At 30.8% G+C, this 20,365-nt stretch carries 12 protein-coding genes; all 12 read left to right on the plus strand.

The genetic code is table 11. The features are described 5' to 3' along the window. Positions 1-659: 659 nt before the first annotated feature. Positions 660-3,407, plus strand: coding sequence for a gluzincin family metallopeptidase (locus ACNQF9_RS08355; protein WP_417990215.1), 2,748 nt, complete (start codon positions 660-662; stop codon positions 3,405-3,407). A gap of 186 nt (positions 3,408-3,593) precedes the next feature. Beyond that, positions 3,594-6,002 carry an alpha-ketoacid dehydrogenase subunit alpha/beta gene (locus ACNQF9_RS08360; RefSeq protein ID WP_417990011.1) on the plus strand — a complete coding sequence of 803 codons (2,409 nt, stop codon included), beginning with the start codon at positions 3,594-3,596 and terminating at the stop codon, positions 6,000-6,002. A 615-nt stretch (positions 6,003-6,617) separates the two neighbouring features. Next, positions 6,618-7,295, plus strand: a complete 678-nt coding sequence (locus tag ACNQF9_RS08365; RefSeq protein ID WP_417959986.1) for a peptidoglycan DD-metalloendopeptidase family protein — start codon at positions 6,618-6,620, stop codon at positions 7,293-7,295. A gap of 3 nt (positions 7,296-7,298) precedes the next feature. Beyond that, positions 7,299-7,775, plus strand: coding sequence for a hypothetical protein (locus ACNQF9_RS08370; RefSeq protein ID WP_417959985.1), 477 nt, complete (start codon positions 7,299-7,301; stop codon positions 7,773-7,775). Positions 7,776-7,840: 65 nt separating this feature from the next. Further along, the gene (locus ACNQF9_RS08375) at positions 7,841-8,203 is read left to right on the plus strand and encodes a cupin domain-containing protein (RefSeq protein ID WP_417959984.1); all 363 of its coding nucleotides are present in this window, start codon (positions 7,841-7,843) and stop codon (positions 8,201-8,203) included. A 399-nt stretch (positions 8,204-8,602) separates the two neighbouring features. After that, the gene (locus tag ACNQF9_RS08380; protein WP_417990216.1) at positions 8,603-9,163 is read left to right on the plus strand and encodes a helix-turn-helix domain-containing protein; all 561 of its coding nucleotides are present in this window, start codon (positions 8,603-8,605) and stop codon (positions 9,161-9,163) included. Between the two features lie 74 nt (positions 9,164-9,237). Further along, positions 9,238-11,862, plus strand: a complete 2,625-nt coding sequence (locus ACNQF9_RS08385) for an ATP-binding protein (RefSeq protein WP_470303284.1) — start codon at positions 9,238-9,240, stop codon at positions 11,860-11,862. Then, the gene (locus ACNQF9_RS08390; protein ID WP_417959983.1) at positions 11,862-12,296 is read left to right on the plus strand and encodes a response regulator; all 435 of its coding nucleotides are present in this window, start codon (positions 11,862-11,864) and stop codon (positions 12,294-12,296) included. Before ACNQF9_RS08385 ends, ACNQF9_RS08390 begins: the two co-directional genes overlap by 1 nt. Positions 12,297-12,359: 63 nt before the next feature. Further along, positions 12,360-13,184, plus strand: coding sequence for a CheR family methyltransferase (locus tag ACNQF9_RS08395; protein WP_417959982.1), 825 nt, complete (start codon positions 12,360-12,362; stop codon positions 13,182-13,184). Positions 13,185-13,186: 2 nt separating this feature from the next. Further along, the gene (locus ACNQF9_RS08400; protein ID WP_417959981.1) at positions 13,187-13,759 is read left to right on the plus strand and encodes a chemotaxis protein CheB; all 573 of its coding nucleotides are present in this window, start codon (positions 13,187-13,189) and stop codon (positions 13,757-13,759) included. A gap of 26 nt (positions 13,760-13,785) precedes the next feature. Then, complete coding sequence (locus tag ACNQF9_RS08405; protein ID WP_417959980.1) at positions 13,786-17,562, plus strand: response regulator; 3,777 nt, start codon at positions 13,786-13,788, stop codon at positions 17,560-17,562. A 120-nt stretch (positions 17,563-17,682) separates the two neighbouring features. Then, on the plus strand, positions 17,683-20,133 hold the full coding sequence (locus tag ACNQF9_RS08410; RefSeq protein ID WP_417959979.1) for a response regulator: 2,451 nt from the start codon (positions 17,683-17,685) through the stop codon (positions 20,131-20,133). Positions 20,134-20,365: the final 232 nt, after the last annotated feature.

The following is a 20,365-nucleotide window of genomic DNA, read 5'->3' on the forward strand; positions in this document are numbered from 1 at the left end:
AACTACAAAATGAATAGTGTAAGAATAGCACTAAAATGATTTTCAAGAGGATTTCGCTTATATAGTCAAATTTTTAAATTTGAATTTTATTTAAAAAAAAAAGACTCAAAAGGTAAAAAATACTCTTCTCCTATTTCTCCATTCATGTTTAGAATCATATTTTTAGGTACAACTAAAATTATAAGTAACAATTACTTTAAAAGCAAAGCATTGTATTGTAAATACAACAAAAAAATTCTTAATTGAACTGAAAACTGCATGTAAAACAATTGGCTTAGATTTATTTACTAAATATGATTTATGATTATAAAAAGGTTCAGGAATAATAATAATAATAATAATAATAATAAGTACAATATCTGATACAAATAAATAAGGAACAGAACTTTTAGAGATTTACAAAGTTCGATTTCAAAAGCCTATTTATGAATTTAGAAAAACACTAAAATTCTTTACTTAGACTTACCTATGCAAGTCTCTCTCAAAGCAGCTTTTTTTATGTTTAATTTTTAAGGTTCATAGTAAGAATTATATCTAATTATGAGGTATATTTATTTTTTTAATAAACATACCAAAATTTGAAATCATACCTTAAAATAATCTTTTATATTCTTGTTTTATTAGCTTCAGTAAATCAATACGCACAACAGCATTCTACTATCTCGGCGGTGCTTAATACTGAAAAAAAGACATTAGATATCAAGCAGGAAATTATTTTTACAAACCAGTCAGAAGATACGTTGACATCGATTGTTCTTAATGACTGGAATCACGCTTTCTCCAACAAAAACACACCTTTAGCCAAACGATTTTCGGATGAATTTTATAGAGGATTTCATTTAGCCAAAGAAGAAGAGCGTGGAAGCACAATAAATTTAATTATAATTGATGATTCAGAGCAGTTTTTGTCTTGGCAAAGGACCGAAAAAAACCCTGATTATATTGTTGTTAAACTTAAAAATCCGTTACTTCCAAATCAGAAAGTAGCTTTGCATCTTTCGTACATCACTAAAATTCCCAGCGAAAAATTTACCAAATATGGGTACCACAACAATGGGACTTTAAGCCTCAAAAATTGGTATCTTACTCCTGCCCGTTATGAAAACAATAGTTTCATAAATAATAGTAATAATAACTTGGATGATATTGCCAATGCTGCATCTGACTTTGAAATTGATCTTAAACTACCCAACACTTTAGAGGCAACATCCGATTTAAACACTGAGAAAACAACTGATAATAATGGCTTCTCAAACTACAAATTATGGGGGAATAACAGAACTGATTTTAGTCTGATCATTGAGCCGAAATTGAATTTTGAGAATTACAAAAATAGTTTCGTTGAAGTGCTGACGGATATGAAAAACAACAAATTAAATAATATTCAAAAAGCAATTGTAATTGATCGAATTGTTAATTTTGCAAGTGATTTGATTGGGAAATATCCTTATGAAAAAATTGTGGTTTCCCAAACGGATTATGAAAAAAATCCTTTTTATGGATTGAATCAGCTTCCCTCATTTATAAGTCCTTTTTCTGATGAATTTATTTTCGAAATTAAATTTTTGAAAACCTATTTAAACGAATATTTAAAAAAGAGTTTACATCTGGATCCTAGAAAAGACAATTGGATTTATGATGGGATTCAAGTTTATGCGATGATGAAATATATGGATGAAAATCATCCCAAAGCTAAAATGATGGGTAGCGCATCAAACATTAGATTGCTAAAAAGTTACAATTTGACTAATATTGACTTTAATGGACAATACAGTTATTTCTATATGTTGATGGCTCGTAAAAATCTAGATCAGCCGTTAGGCGATCCAAAAAACACTTTAATAAAATTCAATGAACAAATTGCCAGTAAATACCGTGCGGGATTAAGCATGCGGTTTCTGGATGATTATTTGTTAAATAATACTGTAAAGACCAGCATTCAACAATTATATAAAAAAAATCAGTTGCAACAAGTGTCAAGATCCGATTTTGAAACTTTATTAAAATCAAATACAACTAAAGATATCAGTTGGTTTTTTAATACAATTATTAATTCAAGAGACATCATTGATTATAAATTTTCAAGGGTATTAAAAACCCAAGACAGCATCACTTTTTCAATTAAAAACAGAACTGGAACTCTTATTCCCATTCCAGTTTATAGTACTAAAAAAGGTCAAATTGTTTTTAAACAATGGCTTGATATTAATGAAACCGACACTACTTTCAAGATACCCAGAAATAATGCTGACAAAATTATTTTAAATTTAAAAAATGAAGTTCCAGAATATAATTTAAGAAATAACTGGAAGAAATTAGAAGGTTTTTTTCCTAATAATCGCCCTGTAAAGTTTGTTTTCATGAAAGATTTAGAGGATCCTTATTACAACCAAGTACTTTATGTACCGTCAATATATTACAATTTATATGATGGTTTAACTCCAGGAATTAGATTGCATAATAAAACCATTTTGGAAAAGCCTTTTATTTTTGATGTTAATCCTTCTTACTCTACTAAATCAAATAATTTATCAGGTTCAGCCGTTTTTGTAGTCAACCAAAATTTTAGAAACACAACCCTTTACAATGCCCGTTATTCAGTAAGTGGATCCTATTTTCATTATGCTGAGGATGCTGCTTATTTTAGACTAAATCCGGCACTACAATTGCGCATTCGTGAACCCAATTTCAGAGACAACAGAAAACAACTGTTTTTATTCCGACAAGTTATTGTCAATAAGGAAAAAAGCGCCTTGGTGCTCGACAATTCTCCTGAAAATTATTCAGTTTTTGATGCGAGATATGTAAATACAAAAACAGAGGTAACGAATCATTTTAATTTTACTACGGATTTACAAATTTCTGGAAAATTCGGAAAAATTACTAGTGAAATAGAGTATCGAAAACTCTTTGAAAACAATCGTCAAATTAATTTACGCTTATATATAGGAAATTTTTTATACAATAAAACGCAATCGGATTTCTTTAGCTTTGCATTAGACCGGCCAACAGACTATCTTTTTGATTATAATTATTTTGGTAGATCCGAAAGTACAGGACTTTTTAGCCAACAATATGTAGTAGCCGAAGGCGGTTTTAAATCAAAAATTACTACGCCTTATGCCAATCGATGGATCACTAGCTTGAATGCAAGTTATAGCATATGGAATTGGATTGAAGTGTATGGCGATGTTGGTTTTATAAAAAATAAAGGGATAAAAGAACGATTTGTTTATGACAGTGGAATTCGTTTAAATCTGGTTACAGACTATTTTGAATTGTATTTTCCGGTCTACTCTAACAACGGATGGGAAGTTTCTCAAGATAATTATAATGAAAAAATACGTTTTATAGTAACTTTTTCACCTAAAACATTAATCAATCTTTTTAATCGAAAATGGTTCTAATCCAATATTATTATCATTATTTATTAAACTATTCTTATTAAATCAAATATAAAATTACATATAGTGAAAAAATAAAGTTCTTTTTATTAGAATTAATTGCAATAATTAAATTCTATTTTTTTCAATGAATTATGAAAATAGCTAGTTTTTAAGTAAATTTGCTTCATAAAGTTATACTTTTCAATTATGATAAAAGAAAAAACCAATACTACATTGACATTTGAAGATTTCAAAATCGAAGTTCTGAATGACTATACAACAGCCATAATAAGCCGAGAATGCAGCCTGTTAGGACGTAAAGAAGTATTGACAGGAAAAGCCAAATTTGGCATTTTTGGAGATGGAAAAGAAGTACCACAACTAGCTATGGCAAAAGCGTTTCAAAATGGCGATTTCCGTTCTGGCTATTATCGTGATCAAACCTTTATGATGGCTATTGGTGAACTTTCTATTCAACAATTTTTTGCCGGATTATATGGTCATACTGATATTAATCAAGATCCAATGTCAGCAGGAAGACAAATGGGTGGTCACTTTGCTACGCATAGTTTGAATGAAGATGGTTCTTGGAAAGATTTAACCAAACAAAAAAATTCAAGTGCTGATATTTCTCCAACAGCAGGACAAATGCCAAGATTATTAGGTCTGGCGCAAGCATCTAAAATATACAGACAAGTTTCAGGAATACCAAATGCATCTAATTTTTCTACTGAAGGCAATGAAATTGCTTGGGGCACTATTGGAAACGCAAGTACATCCGAAGGATTATTTTTTGAAACCATAAATGCCGCAGGTGTTTTACAAGTACCTATGGTAATGAGTGTTTGGGATGATGAATATGGAATTTCAGTACATGCAAGACACCAAACAACAAAAGAAAATATATCTGAAATATTAAAAGGCTATCAAAGAGAACACAACACGAATGGTTTTGAAATCCTTAGAGTGAAAGGTTGGGATTACGCAGACTTAATTGCCACTTATGAGAAAGCCGCGGCTATTGCCCGAGAAAATCATGTTCCTGTTTTGATTCACGTAAATGAATTGACGCAACCACAAGGACATTCCAGTTCCGGTTCTCATGAAAGATACAAAAACGCTGATCGATTGGCCTGGGAAAGAGATTTTGATTGCATTCGTCAAATGAAATTATGGATGATTGCTATTAACATTGCTTCTCCTGACGAAATCGACGCTATTGATAATCAAGCTAAAAAAGATGTTTTAGAGGGTAAAAAAGCTGCTTGGAATGCCTTTATAGAACCAATTATTGAAGAACAAAAAGAACTCGTCACTTTACTGCAAAAAATAGCAGATACAAGTAATAACAAACAAGTACTATTAAAATATATTGCTGATTTAAGTGAAATCAAATCTCCTTTGAAAAAAGAAATTCTGGTTACTGCACGTAAAGTATTGCGTTTAATTCTTAATGAAAATGGGAAACAAGAGCTTTCACAATGGATATCATCTTATACTGCTAAAACTCAAAAGAATTTTAGTAGTAACTTATTTTCAGAAACGGATTTAAATGTGTTTTCTGTTGAAAAAGTTCTGCCTATTTATGCTGAAGATGCCAAAGAAGATACTGATGGACGAATGATTCTTCGTGATAATTTTGATGCAATTTTCACCAAATATCCAGAAACATTAATTTTTGGTGAGGATGCTGGAGCTATTGGAGATGTCAATCAAGGTTTAGAAGGAATGCAGGAAAAATACGGAGAACTCCGCGTTGCAGATGTAGGAATTCGGGAAGCAACTATTTTAGGTCAAGGAATAGGAATGGCTCTAAGAGGCCTTCGTCCTATTGCCGAAATTCAATATTTAGATTATTTATTGTATGCTATCCAAATTATGAGTGATGATCTGGCTACGTTGCGATACAGAACCGTAGGCAAACAAAAAGCACCATTAATTATCCGTACTCGTGGGCATCGTTTAGAAGGGATCTGGCATTCTGGTTCTCCTATGGGAATGATCATAAATGCGATTCGAGGAATTCACGTTTTGGTTCCTAGAAATATGACCCAAGCAGCTGGTTTTTACAACAGTTTGTTAGAATGTGACGAACCTGCTTTAGTTATTGAATGTTTGAATGGCTACCGATTAAAAGAAAAAATGCCTTTGAATTACGGCGAATTCAAAACTCCGATTGGAGTTATTGAAACCCTTAAAACGGGAACAGATATTACATTGGTTTCTTATGGTTCAACTTTACGATTAGTACAACAAGCCGCTAAAGAACTGCTTGAAGTAGGTATTGATTGCGAGATTATCGATTTGCAATCTTTACTCCCATTTGACTTAAATAAAGATGTAGTAAAAAGTATTGCTAAAACAAATCGTCTTCTGGTAATTGATGAGGATGTTCCTGGTGGTGCTTCGGCATATATTTTACAACAAATTATTGAGCATCAAGATGGTTATAATTATTTAGACAGCAAACCACAAACGCTAACAGCAAAAGCACATAGACCTGCTTATGGTACGGACGGTGATTATTTTTCAAAACCCTCTACTGAAGATATCTTTGAGAAAGTTTACGGAATGATGAATGAAGTAAATCCATCCAAATACCCCAGTTTATACTAAAATAAAGTCATCTATAAATTAAGATCCCAATCCTAAGATTGGGATTTTTTAATTTTCATCTTTCAGATGTATTGTTTTTTATTTTGATAATAATTATTAAAATAAACAACATTTTTACAAAAGATAATTCTAAAAAAAACCTCCCAGTTTAAGTCTAACTATCGCTAATCCCGTTCCATTATAATGATTCACTTTTTCTGTTTTAAAAGCAAGCCTTATCTTATAATTCTTGACATTAAACCAAAAAAACATTATACTTATAGAAAAAATATTGAGCATTACCTTTTTAGTAACATTAATTAATATGTATTTTTAATCTTTACTATTTTCGAAAGAGAAGAAGAATGTAAGGATTAATCTACTGGAAAAATGACAGATCTTTCATTATTAAACACAGTAACTTTTTTTAAAGAATCTATACTTGCATACTAAAATCAGAAACATCAGAATAATTTAATTGTAAAAAAAAATAAAAAATCAGAGATAAAATTTTTCATCAGCTTTTTATATTAAAAATTGGGTGTAAGAATCAAAATTAAAAGTTATAATGATTGCGTAAAATTTTTATGTTGGGATTTTTTATTTAATTTTAGAAGATATTAAAATTTATACTAAATGACAGCACTAGAAACGATCTTATTCGACATCCAAAACGTAAAAGTGATAGAAGAAAAAATTGATTACAACCAGTATATTCCTTTGAATTTATCTATTACAAATAAAGCTTTTAGCGGTTTAAATATCGATAATGCAATTGATTTTGAAGATTATATTGAGCATTATCTAGTTGAAAAAAATGCAAAAGTAGCTTATGGTGGTTACAATGAAATTAGAAACTTATACAAAAGAAGTGAAATATTTAACGATTCTAAAACTGAAGAGCGCAATATTCATATAGGTTTAGATTTATGGATTAAAGCAGGAACTCCAGTTTTAGCAGCAGTTGATGGTTTTGTTCATAGTTTTAATTACAATACTGGCGTGGGTGATTATGGCCCTACTATTATTCTAGAACATAAAATAGAGAATCAAAAATTTTATACTTTATATGGACATTTATCCTTGGATAGTATCAGCGACATCAAAATTGGTGATGTGTTCGAAAAAGGGCAACAATTAGCTACTTTAGGCGATGCAACCGTAAATGGCGATTATGCTCCGCATTTGCATTTTCAAATTATAAAAGAAATTTCAAATACGTTTGGTGATTATCCTGGTGTTTGTAGTGAAAATGATCTAAAATATTATTTAGAAAACTGTCCAGATCCTAATCTTTTATTAAAAATAAAATAAATCATGAATAAAATAATTCTTTTTTTTAGTGTTTTTTTACTTATTGGATGTAAATCAAAAAATGTTGTAACCACACCAGAGCCTGAAGTAATTAAAACCGAAAGGCTTGGTATATCTGAAATAAGTGAGGCCCAAAAGAGTAAAGCGTATGAATTAGGCAAAAGAGTTTTGATGACCTGTAATACATCTAAATTTAAACCTTTCACACTAAATGAAGCAACTCCTTCAGTAATTAAAAATACTACTGAGGAAAGATTGACAAAAACATGTACTCGATTTCGCCAATATTATGGGACTTTTATTGATCTACAATTAGTGGAAGCGTATAGAAATAATTTTGACAAAACTACTGTTTTTCGATATAAAGCTTCCTATTCAAAAAAAGTAGCCAATAAAGAACTTCGTGTTACAATGAATCAAGAAAATAAGGTGTCTTCTATAAAATCATTAGATTGGGTCAACTCTTTTCCTATGAATTAATTTTAGCCCTCTATTTTAATTATAAAAAAACGCCATTTTAAACCTAAAAAGTAAATAAAACAAATATGTCTTTCAAATTTAAATCTGTAGATAATAGTGAACTAAAAAAATCACAATCTCACATTATTGTTGAAATTATTCAATATGTACCCAATGCTGTTTTAAGTCGAACCATAATAAAAAAAACAACTGGTAATATTACTGCCTCCTCTTTTGATGCTGGAGAAGAATTAGCAGAAAGAACCTCCCCATTTGATAATTATGTACAAATAATAGATGGTTCCGCAGAAATATTTATTGGAGGAATTAAACACTCTCTTAAATTAGGTAACGGAATTATCATACCCGCCCATTCAACACACTCTTTTAATGCGAATGTACAATTCAAAATGATTTCAACAACTATAAAAAACGGATACGAGGATTAAACTATACGCTACAATTTATAAAATAGATTTTCTTAAGATATCTTGATTTGATTGAATCAGAATAATAATTTGATCTTTTAAAATTCTTCTTCTTAATTTTTAAAATTCGTTAAAATAATCCGTAAAGGAGCTTTTTTAATAGGTTTAAAAATGTATTTGCATCAGATTAAAATTATATATAAATCGAATAAAATTAGAGTTTCCATTTACTTCAGTACTTAAAAAAGCAGATCAAATGAAATATAATTTAATTTACTGGCTTAATCTCATAACCCATGGCACTTAATAACAGTGTATTTTATAACTTATTTGTAAAATTTTATAATGTACCTTTATTGCGAAAAGCTACATTTGTGTAAAACTATAATATAAAAATATTTGAAACTATACATAAAATACATGGTAAGCAATCGCTGTAAAATGGCGGTTAAAGAAGAATTGAAAAAGCTTAAGCTTCACTTTATGGTTGTTGATTTAGGAGAAGTTGAAATTATGGAAAATATTTCTATGGAGCAACGTCAACTTTTAAAAACGGCACTTTTAGATTCAGGGCTAGAATTGATGGACGATAAAAAATCCATGTTAATCGAAAAAATTAAGAATGTAATTATTCAAATGGTCCATCATTCAACTGAACCTATCAAAATTAATTTTTCGGATCATTTGAGTCAACAATTAAATCATGATTACACTTATTTGTCTAACTTATTTTCAGAAGTACAAGGAACTACAATTGAACAATTTATAATTTCCCACAAAACGGAACGTATAAAAGAATTAATAATTTATGGGGAATTGAATATCACTGAAATTGCATGGAAAATGAATTACAGCAGTGTTGCGCATTTATCAAGTCAGTTTAAGAAAGTAACGGGTCTCTCCCCTTCACATTTCAAAAAATTAAAAGATAAAAGACGTAATCCGATTGAAGAAATAGGCAATTCACAGCCTATAATTTAATCGATGCTTTCAAAAAAATTTAATAAAAAATAGAAATCATAAATAATCAAGTATCAAAATATGCTAGAAGTCTTATTGAGGCAAGTCTAGATCCATTAATTACGATCAATATTGCTGGAAAAATTACGGATATGAATCATGCAACTGTCAATATTACTGGTGTAGATCGCGTTGATTTAATTGCTTCTGATTTCTTCGATTATTTTACTGAACCACAAAAAGCCAAAGAAGTTTATTTAGAAGTTTTTGCCAATGGGTCAGTTACTAATTCTCCCCTTACACTTCGTCATAAAGAAGGTAGACTAACTGATCTGCTTTTTAATGGTTCTATCTATAAAGATGATCACGGAAATATATTAGGAATAGTCATTGTGGCAAGGGATACTGCAGAGCAAAAATGGGCTGTAAATTTAAAAAATGCTAATAAAGAGCTTGCTTTTCAAAACGATGAAAAAGAAAAACGAGCTAATGAATTAATTATTGCCAATAAGGAACTTGCTTTTCAAAATGATGAAAAAGAAAAAAGAGCAGCTGAACTAGTTATTGCAAATAAAGAACTTGCTTTTCAAAATGACGAAAAAGAGAAACGTGCGAATGAATTAATCATTGCTAATAAAGAGTTAATTATACAAAACTACGAAAAACAAAAACGTGAAATTGTAAATAAAGAGCTTATAGCGCTTAACTATACTACAAAACTAGCTTCTCAGTATTCCCGCAGTTTAATTGAAGCAAGTCAAGATCCTCTGGTTACCATTAATACCAAGGGGAAAATTACTGATATGAATGAGGCTTTAGTAAATATTACGGGTATGACTAGGCAGGATCTTACGGATTCTGATTTTTTTGATTATTTTACCCAGCAGCAAAAAGCCAGAGAAGTCTATCAACAGGTGTTTGAAAGAGGATTTGTTTGTGATTCACCACTCACACTCCGTCACAAAGAAGGTAAATTAACGGATGTTTTGTTTAATGGTTCTGTTTATAAAGACGATAAAGGAAATGTTCAGGGTGTTGTAATCGTTGCAAGAGATGTGACTGAACAAAAAAAAATTGCAACCGAATTGATTGAGGCAAGAGTTTTTGCAGAGTTAGCTACTGAAATCGCAGAAGAGGCCAAAAGATGCGCTGAAAGTGCTACAATAATAGCTGAAAATGCCGTAAAAGCTAAGCAACAATTTTTGTCGAATATGAGCCATGAAATTCGTACTCCAATGAATGCAATAATTGGTTTTACTAAAGTGGTTCTAAAAACAGAGTTAACTCCTAAACAAAAAGAATATTTAGATGCTATCAAAATGAGTGGAGATGCATTAATTGTCCTTATAAACGATATTTTAGATTTGGCAAAAGTAGATTCTGGTAAGATGTCTTTTGAAAAAACTCCTTTCAAAATGAAATCGTCTATATCCGCAATGCTTCATTTATTTGAAACTAAAATTCAAGAGAAAAATTTAGAATTAATCAAAGAATATGACACTAAAATACCCGATCTACTTGTAGGTGATCCAGTTCGTTTGCATCAAATCATTTTAAATTTAGTCAGTAATGCCGTTAAATTTACATTAAAAGGAAAAATAACTGTTAGCGTTCATTTAGTACATGAAGATGAAGACAAAGTAATTATTGAATTTGCCGTAACTGATACTGGAATTGGAATACCTGAAGAAAAATTAGGAAAAATATTTGAAAATTTCCAACAGGCATCTAGCGGAACTTCAAGATTGTATGGTGGAACAGGACTCGGACTTGCCATAGTAAAACAATTAATAGAGCCTCAGGGCGGCACAATTCGTGTAAAAAGTACAATAGGTATCGGTTCTACTTTCAGTTTTGCATTAAGTTTTCAAAAAACAAATTCTGATGCAGAATTTGAAAATGAACTTGTCGAATTGGATACTGAAATAAAAAATATAAAAGTGCTGGTAGTAGAAGATATTCCTTTGAATCAGTTGCTTATGAAAACACTTTTAGATGAATTTGGATTTGATCGTGATATCGCCGAGAATGGTAAAGTAGCGATTGAAAAATTAAAAGAAAAAGAATATGATATAATTCTAATGGATTTACAAATGCCAGCGATGAATGGGTTTGAAGCTACAGAATACATAAGAAATACAATGAACTCAAAAATACCTATAATTGCTTTAACTGCCGATGTAACTACGGCAGATTTAACAAAATGTAAGGCTGTGGGAATGAATGACTATCTTGCAAAACCTGTTGATGAAAAACTTTTATACAGTAAAATTGTAGGGATTTTAAAAAAACCAAAACTCGCAGAACGTAGTGCCAAACTCAATGAGAACTTTGAGGAAAAAGACAATAGTACTAAAAAAATAAAATGTATTGACTTGGTGTATTTAAACCAAAGAACAAAATCAAATCCAGCATTAATGATGGAGATGATATCACTTTATTTAGTGCAAACGCCCCCTTTAATTATTTCTCTTAAACAAAGTTTAGCTGAAAAAAATTGGTCATTATTAGGCGCAGCTGCACACAAAATGATTCCTTCATTTGCCATAATGGGTATAAGTACTGATTTTGAAAATATGGCAAAAAGAATCCAAAATTTTGCAACTGGTCAAGAAAAAACAGAGGGGATATCTGAACTTGTATTGGAATTAGAAAAAATTTGTTTACAAGCCTGTACTGAATTAGAAGAAGAATTTAACATAATTAAAAATACCATATAATGAACAACGACAATAAAATAAAAATATTTCTGGTAGATGATGATGCCTTATTTCTAAAATCTTTGGAAATTGAATTTTTAGACAATGCTGATTTCATAGTTGAAACCTATCCTACTGGTGAACTGTGTATTGCAAATTTATCCCATAATCCGGATGTAGTAATATTAGACTATCAACTTGATGGTATTGTAGAAAATGCGATGAACGGTCTTGAAACTTTGGATAAAGTAAAAGCTTTTAATTCCGAAATTCCAGTGGTGATGCTATCATCTCAAGATAAAATTGAAGTAGCCATAAACTGCATGCATCACAAGGCGTTTGATTATGTAGTAAAAAGTGAAACTGCTTTTGTTCGTTTGCAAAAAATAATTACTGCTATTTTTAAGTACCAAAAAATGGAAAAGGAATTAAATTGGTACATGGATCGCATGTAATCTATATTTTATTTAATTAATTCCCCTGATTTGGTCAAAATTAAGACCAAAATTATCAAAGAAATGCGGTACAAAGACACATCAGATTTAGAAATTTCATTATTATTAGAAGCTATTTATCGGAAATACGGTTATGATTTCAGAGAATATTCTCAAGCCCATATCAGGCGCAGGATTATGCATAGAATGGCAGTATCGGGTTTTGAAGATGTTTCTCAAATGCAATCTAAGGTTTTGAATGATGGAACATTTGCATCAGAACTCTTACAAGATCTATCAATAACAGTGACTGAAATGTTTCGTGACCCTGTTTTTTATAAGTCATTGCGGGAAAATGTTATTCCTATTTTGAAGACATATCCATTTATAAAAATATGGCATGCGGGTTGCGCTACAGGTGAAGAAGCATATTCTGTAGCTATTATTTTACAAGAAGAAGGTTTGTATGACCGAACAACGATTTATGCAACTGATTTTAACCAGATGGCTTTAAACCGTGCAAAAGAAGGAATTTTTTCAAACAAAATGATAAAAGAGTACACTTCTAATTATCAATTAGCAGGAGGAAAAGAATCCTTTTCGAATTATTATACTTCTAATTATGATAATGTGATTATGAATCAATCGTTGAAAAAAAATATAGTTTGGGCTAATCATAATTTAGTTACTGATAGTGTTTTTGCAGAAGTACACTTGATATTATGTAGAAATGTACTGATCTATTTTGATAAAAATTTACAAAATAAAGTTCAGACTCTTTTTTATAATAGCCTAATAAATGGTGGTATTTTATGCTTAGGTTCTAAGGAAAGTTTACGTTTTTGTGATTTGTATGAACAATATATAGAGTTAGACAGCAAACAACGAATATTCAAAAAGAAATATTGAAAATGCATTACGAAGCAATTGTAATAGGAGTTTCCGCGGGAGGCATGAGTGCTTTAAAAATTATATCCTCAGCCTTACCGATCGATTTTACTATCCCAATTATTATTGTACAGCATTTGAGTGCTCATTCTGATAGTCATTGGATAAAACTATTGAATGAAAAAAGTCACCTGAATATAAAAGAAGCAGATGAAAAAGAGAAAATTGAAAAAAGCTACATTTATATTGCCCCTCCTAATTATCATTTGCTGATTGAAAAGAATAAAACATTTTCTCTTACTATAGATGAACGCGTAAATTTTGCAAGACCATCAATCGATGTATTATTTGAAACGGCTGCTGAAGCTTATAAAAATAAATTAATAGGAATTGTGCTTACAGGATCTAATAGTGACGGTACCCAAGGAATTAAAAAAATAAAGGAATCTGGAGGTCTAGCAATTATTCAAGATCCAAAAACGGCAGACTCTGATTACATGCCTAGGTCAGCAATTGCTGCTATTGAACCTGATTATATTTTATCGCTGGAGGATATAATCGAGATATTAATAAAAATTGATCTAGAAAAAGGATAATCAGCATAAATTTCACAAATAACAACATGAAAATAACTCTAGGAAGAAAAATAGTAATAGGATTTATAGCGTGTGCTTTAGTACTCTTAGGAGTTGCTGTTTTCTCTTTTAAAAATAGTGAGAAATTTGTCGCTTCAAATACTTTGGTAAATATTTCGAATCAGGTATTGTATGAATTTGAACAAATACTCCAGTTTTCCGTTGATGCTGAAACGGGCGTAAGAGGTTATGTTATTACAGGAAATGATGATTTTTTGAAACATTTCAAAACTGCCAATAGAAAAGCAATTGATAAACTTGAAAAAATAAAGGAATTAACAAAAGAAAATCCCAATCAGCAAAACAATATTGAGGAACTTGCGAAAGAACTTAAAATGCGTTTTGAAAATTTAAACACTTGCATTAGCCTTCGTAAAAAAGATTTTGAAGAAGCAAGAATGTTTATTGCTTCAGGAGAGGGCAAACAAATACAAGATGAAATAAGAAAAATAATTGATAAAGCACAGGAATTAGAACGGACATTACTCGTTCAAAGAATACAGGACAGTGCTGATGATGCCAGTAAATTTAATATTGTTTTTGGTGTCTTATTGTTAGTCATCGTTCTTATCCTAATTGTTGTATATTCTATAGTTGTTACAAATCTAAGAGCGCTTAAAAATTCTGAATTAGAAACGGCAAGTAAAAACTGGTTACTTACAGGTAACTCAGAACTTAATAAAAAATTAATTGGAGACCAAAGTATAGCACAATTGGCCAATAGTACTATCAGTTTTTTATGTACCTATCTGAAGGCAAATATAGGGGCCGTTTACCTATTTAATGAAAAAGAGAAGATCTTAATACTTAGTGGAAAATTTGCTTTCTCGTCAGTAAAGGATAGTAAAGAAAATTTTAAATTAAATGAGGGATTGATTGGTCAAGCCGCTTGGGAACAAAAACAGATTTCTTTAACTGATATATCTGAAAATCAAATCCGTATTACTTCATCTGTTCTGGATGCAAAACCAAAAAATTTGCTCATCACTCCTTTTTTACTTGAAGGTAAAACAATAGGGGTAATTGAAATAGGAAAGCTTACTGATTTTAATGAAACCGAAAAAGAATTTATCAATGTTTCTATGAACAGTATTGCTATTAGCGTTAATACGGTTCAACAAGCGGAAGAAAAAGAAAAAAGAGCTGCAGAATTAGTCATTGCCAATAAAGAACTCGCCTATCAAAATGACGAGAAAGAAAAACGGGCAGCAGAGTTAGGAATTGCCAATAAAGAACTTGCCTACCAAAATGATGAAAAAGAAAAAAGGGCAGCAGAATTAGGAATTGCTAACAAAGAATTAGCGTATCAAAATGACGAAAAAGAGAAAAGAGCTGCAGAACTAGGAATTGCAAACAAAGAACTGGCCTATCAAAATGATGAAAAAGAAAAAAGAGCAGCAGAATTAGGAATTGCCAATAAAGAACTGGCGTATCAAAATGACGAAAAAGAAAAAAGAGCAGCAGAGTTAGGAATTGCCAACAAAGAGCTTGCGTATCAAAATGACGAAAAAGAGAAGCGGGCTGTAGAATTAAGTTTTGCCAACAAAGAGCTGTCCAATCAAGCAGAAGAACTTCAAATACAACAGGAAGAACTTAGACAGCTCAATGAAGAATTAGAACAACAAGCGCAAAATCTTAAACAACAGCAAGAAGAACTGCAAATGACGAATGAGGAATTGGAAGAGCAGACCCAATCATTAGAGGAGAAAAATAAAGAAGTTGAAGCTTCAAAAAATGATATTGAACGAAAAACAAAACAACTGGAAATAAGTAGTAAGTATAAATCAGAATTCCTTGCAAATATGTCTCATGAATTAAGAACTCCACTTAATAGTTTGCTTATTTTATCCAAAGATTTATCAGAAAACAGGAAAAAAAATCTAGATGATATTCAGGTTGAAAGTGCTGAAATAATTTATAAAAGTGGCCATGATCTGCTTGTGTTAATTAATGAAGTACTAGACCTTTCTAAGATTGAAGCAGGAAAAATGGCTATCAATATTGAAAAAGTATCACTTAAAAATTTCACAGCTAACCTCCTACGCGATTTTAAACATCAAGCGGAACAAAAAGGATTAAATATAACTTATCTTTTGGCATCAGCTTTACCAGAATTTATTCAAACTGATTCACAACGTTTGAACCAAATCTTAAAAAACCTTATATCCAATGCTATAAAATTTACAGAAAAAGGAAGTGTAACTATACGTATTGACCCTAATACTGATACTACTTTGAATATTTCTGTTACTGATACAGGCATTGGAATTTCAAAAGACAAACAAACAGCTATATTTGAAGCTTTTCAGCAGGCAGAGGGTGGTACTTCCAGAAAATATGGAGGTACGGGACTAGGCCTTTCTATTTCTAGAGAACTTGCAAAATTACTGGAAGGAGAAATAAAAGTAAACAGTAATTTAGATAAAGGTTCTACTTTCTCGCTCATTATTCCAATAGAAATACATCCAACACAAGACGCTGTTAGTGAAATTCCGTTAAAACCTATTTCGTATGCACCACGGTCTGAAAATGAGAGTGATTATCTAAATTATCCAACTATAAAAGACGATAGAGATACAATAAAGGCCGAAGATAAAATAGTGCTCATCATTGAAGATGATCAAAATTTTGCAATGATTCTTTTAAAACAAGCCAATATAAAAGGATTCAAATGTTTGTCAGCTGCTTCTGGAGAAGATGGTTTATTGCTTGCTTCAAAATACAAACCACAAGCAATCATTCTCGACATGGGTTTACCAGGAATAAAAGGGAAACAAGTATTGCATGAATTAAAAGTAAACCCTTCAGTAAGGCATATACCAGTACATATTATCTCGGCAAACGATCGCTCACTAGAACCAATTAGAGAAGGTGCAGTGGAATATTTGATGAAACCAATATCTAAAGATGGACTTGAAGAAGCTTTTAATAGAATTGAAAATTTTGTCAATAGGAAAATAAAAAACCTTTTGATAATTGAAGACAGTGAGAATTCTAGAAAAGCAATGAAAGTACTCATTGGTAATGGTGATGTAAAATGCTATGAAGCAGCTACGGGAAAAGAAGCATTAGACTTATTTGAGCAAAATCATATCGATTGTATTATATTGGATCTTGGATTGCCTGATATGACCGGTTTTGAACTTATTCATAAACTGGAGGATATTAGAGGCCATTACCTACCTCCTATTATTGTTTATACGGGAAAAGAACTTACAAAAGAGGAAAATAATCTGCTTCACAAATATGCGGAGAGCATAATTATAAAAGGTATAAAATCCGAAGAACGATTGCTAGATGAAACTGCCCTTTTTCTTCACCGAACAATAAGCAATTTACCAAAATCAAAACAAATGATTATTAATAACTTGCATGACAAAGAAGCCATATTTCATTCCAAAAAAATATTATTAGTAGATGATGACATGAGAAATGTGTTTGCATTATCTAAAATATTACAAGAACGGGGAATGGACGTCATAAAATCAGAAAACGGAAAAAACGCATTAAATATGCTGGATTTACATAGTGATATTGATCTGGTATTAATGGATATTATGATGCCGGAAATGGATGGCTACGAAGCAATGATACGGATAAGATCTCAGATTAAATTTAGAAACTTACCTATAATTGCCCTTACTGCAAAAGCAATGAAAGACGACAAACAAAAATGTATTGATGCTGGTGCAAATGATTACATCACTAAACCTATTGATGTTGAACGCCTGCTATCATTGATGCGCGTGTGGTTAAGTAAGTAAGTATTTAAACAATATAATAAAGGTGGACATACCATCTTTATGATTAAATTAAATTTCTTGTTGGTATTTAATATTTGATAATGGATACTCAACATTCAAACTTTTATTTTAGAATTAAAAATGAAAATAAATAGCCCCGTTAAAATTTTATTGGTTGATGATCTACCTGAAAACTTGTTTGCCTTAGAAGTAATACTTTCCAACGAAAATTATTTATGTGTAAAAGCAAATTCTGGTAATGAAGCCTTAAAAATTCTTCTGCACCAACAAGATTTTGCAATCATATTAATTGACGTTCAAATGCCAATGATGGATGGATTTGAAACTGTAGAATTAATTCGCCAAATTGAAAAACTCAAACATGTTCCAATCATTTTTTTAACGGCGAGCATGGATAATTCGCTCCAAATTTTCAAAGGATATCAAGCAGGTGCCGTAGATTATATGATAAAACCGCTATCACCTGAAATATTAAAAGCAAAAGTGGCAGTTTTTGTGGATTTACATACAAAAAATCAAGAATTATTAGTTCAAGCAGAACAACTGAAAAAACTCAATACCGATCTTACAGCCCAAAAATTACTTTCTGAATATTCTCTTAGTCTTATTGAAGCAAGTCATGATCCATTATTTGCCATTAGCCCTGAAGGGAAAATAACCGATATGAATAATGCATCTGTAAAAGTAACGGGTATAGCACGTAAAAAATTAATAGGAACCAATTTTTTTGATTATTTTACTGAACCACACAAAGCAAGTCAAGTATACCAAAAAGTGTTTGAAAAGGGATTTGTTGCTGATTCTCCACTAATCCTTCGGCATAAAAAAGGCAAATTAGTTCATGTCCTATTTAATGGATCAGTGTACAAAGATGATAAAGGAAATGTTCTGGGAGTAGCAATTGTAGCAAGAGATGTAACCGATCAAAAAAGAATTGAAACTGAATTAATAGAAGCTAAAGTTTTTGCAGAATTAGCAACTGAAATTGCCGAGGAAGAAAAAATAAATGCTGAAAACGCAACTGCTATTGCTGAAAATGCCGTTAAAGCAAAACAGCAATTCTTGTCGAATATGAGTCATGAAATTCGTACACCGATGAATGCTATAATCGGTTTTACAAAAGTAGTCTTAAGAACCGATTTAACTCCAAAACAAAAAGAATATTTAAATGCCATAAAATTAAGTGGTGATTCATTAATTGTTCTTATTAATGATATTCTAGATTTAGCAAAAGTAGATTCAGGTAAGATGACTTTTGAGAAAACACCTTTCAAAATAAAATCGTCCGTATCCGCTATGCTTCATTTATTTGAAACGAAAATTCAGGAAAAAAATTTAAAATTAGTAAAGGAATACGACAGTAAGATTCCTGATGTACTTATAGGTGATCCGGTTCGTTTGCATCAAATCATTTTAAATTTAGTCAGTAATGCTGTCAAATTTACATTCAAAGGAAAAATTACTGTAAGTGTTACTTTAGTACATGAAGATAGAGATAAAGTAATTATTAAATTTGCCATCTCAGATACTGGAATTGGAATACCCGAAGAAAAAATAAAAACAATATTTGAAAATTTTCAACAGGCAACTAGTGAAACTTCAAGATTATATGGCGGAACAGGACTAGGTCTTGCCATTGCAAAACAATTAATAGAACCACAGGGTGGAACGATACGTGTATGCAGCACTATTAATAAGGGTTCCATATTTAGTTTTACATTACCTTTTAAAAAAACAAATGCCAATGCGGAATTTGAAAATGAGATTATTGAATTGGATACTGAAATAAAAAATGTGAAAGTTCTAGTAGTTGAAGATATTCCTTTGAATCAATTACTTATGAAGACTCTTTTAGATGATTTTGGATTTGATCGGGATATTGCCGAGAATGGTAAAGTAGCGATTGAAAAATTAAAAGAGAAAGAATATGATATTATTCTGATGGACTTGCAAATGCCCGAAATGAATGGTTTTGAAGCTACGGAATACATTAGGAATACAATGAATTTAAAAATTCCTATTATTGCTTTAACAGCTGATGTTACTACGGCAGATTTTACCAAATGTAAAACACTGGGAATGAATGATTATTTGGCAAAACCTGTCGATGAAAGACTTCTTTACAGTAAAATTATAAGTGTATTGAAAAAAACAAAACCTACAAAACTTTATGAAAATCTTGAAAAAAAAGAAACGAGTACTACTAAAATAAAATGTATTGACTTACTGTATTTAAACCAAAGGACTAAATCAAATCCTACTTTAATGATGGAAATGATATCGCTTTATTTAGTACAAATCCCTCCTTTAATTGATACTATTAAACAAAGTTTGTCCGAAAAAAATTGGTCCTTATTGGGAGCTGCTGCACACAAAATCATTCCTTCATTTGCGATAATGGGTATGAGTACAAAATTTGAAAATATGGCTAAAAAAATTCAGGAATTTGCAATTGGACAAGAAAAAACAAACGAAATCTTTGAATTAGTAGTCGAGTTAGAAAAAATCTGTTTACAAGCCTGCACGGAATTACAAATAGAATATAATACATTAAAAAAAAGTTTGTTGTAAATATATTTTAAAAGAAAAGATAGTGATTGTACTGATAAAATACTATAATTGAGTGTTATAAAAACAACTCGTTGAATGTAATTAAATTATTTGCATTTGATATTATTTTTGGTCTGTCAAAATAAATTTATTGATGAATTACACTAAAGTTAATGCTGTTATTTAGCTAAAATTCTTGTTTTTATAAAATATAAGACTTTTTTACTCCCTTTTGATTAGTTCTCATTGGAGT

The organism is Flavobacterium amylolyticum, assembly GCF_048284335.1.
In the GTDB taxonomy this organism is placed as follows: domain Bacteria; phylum Bacteroidota; class Bacteroidia; order Flavobacteriales; family Flavobacteriaceae; genus Flavobacterium.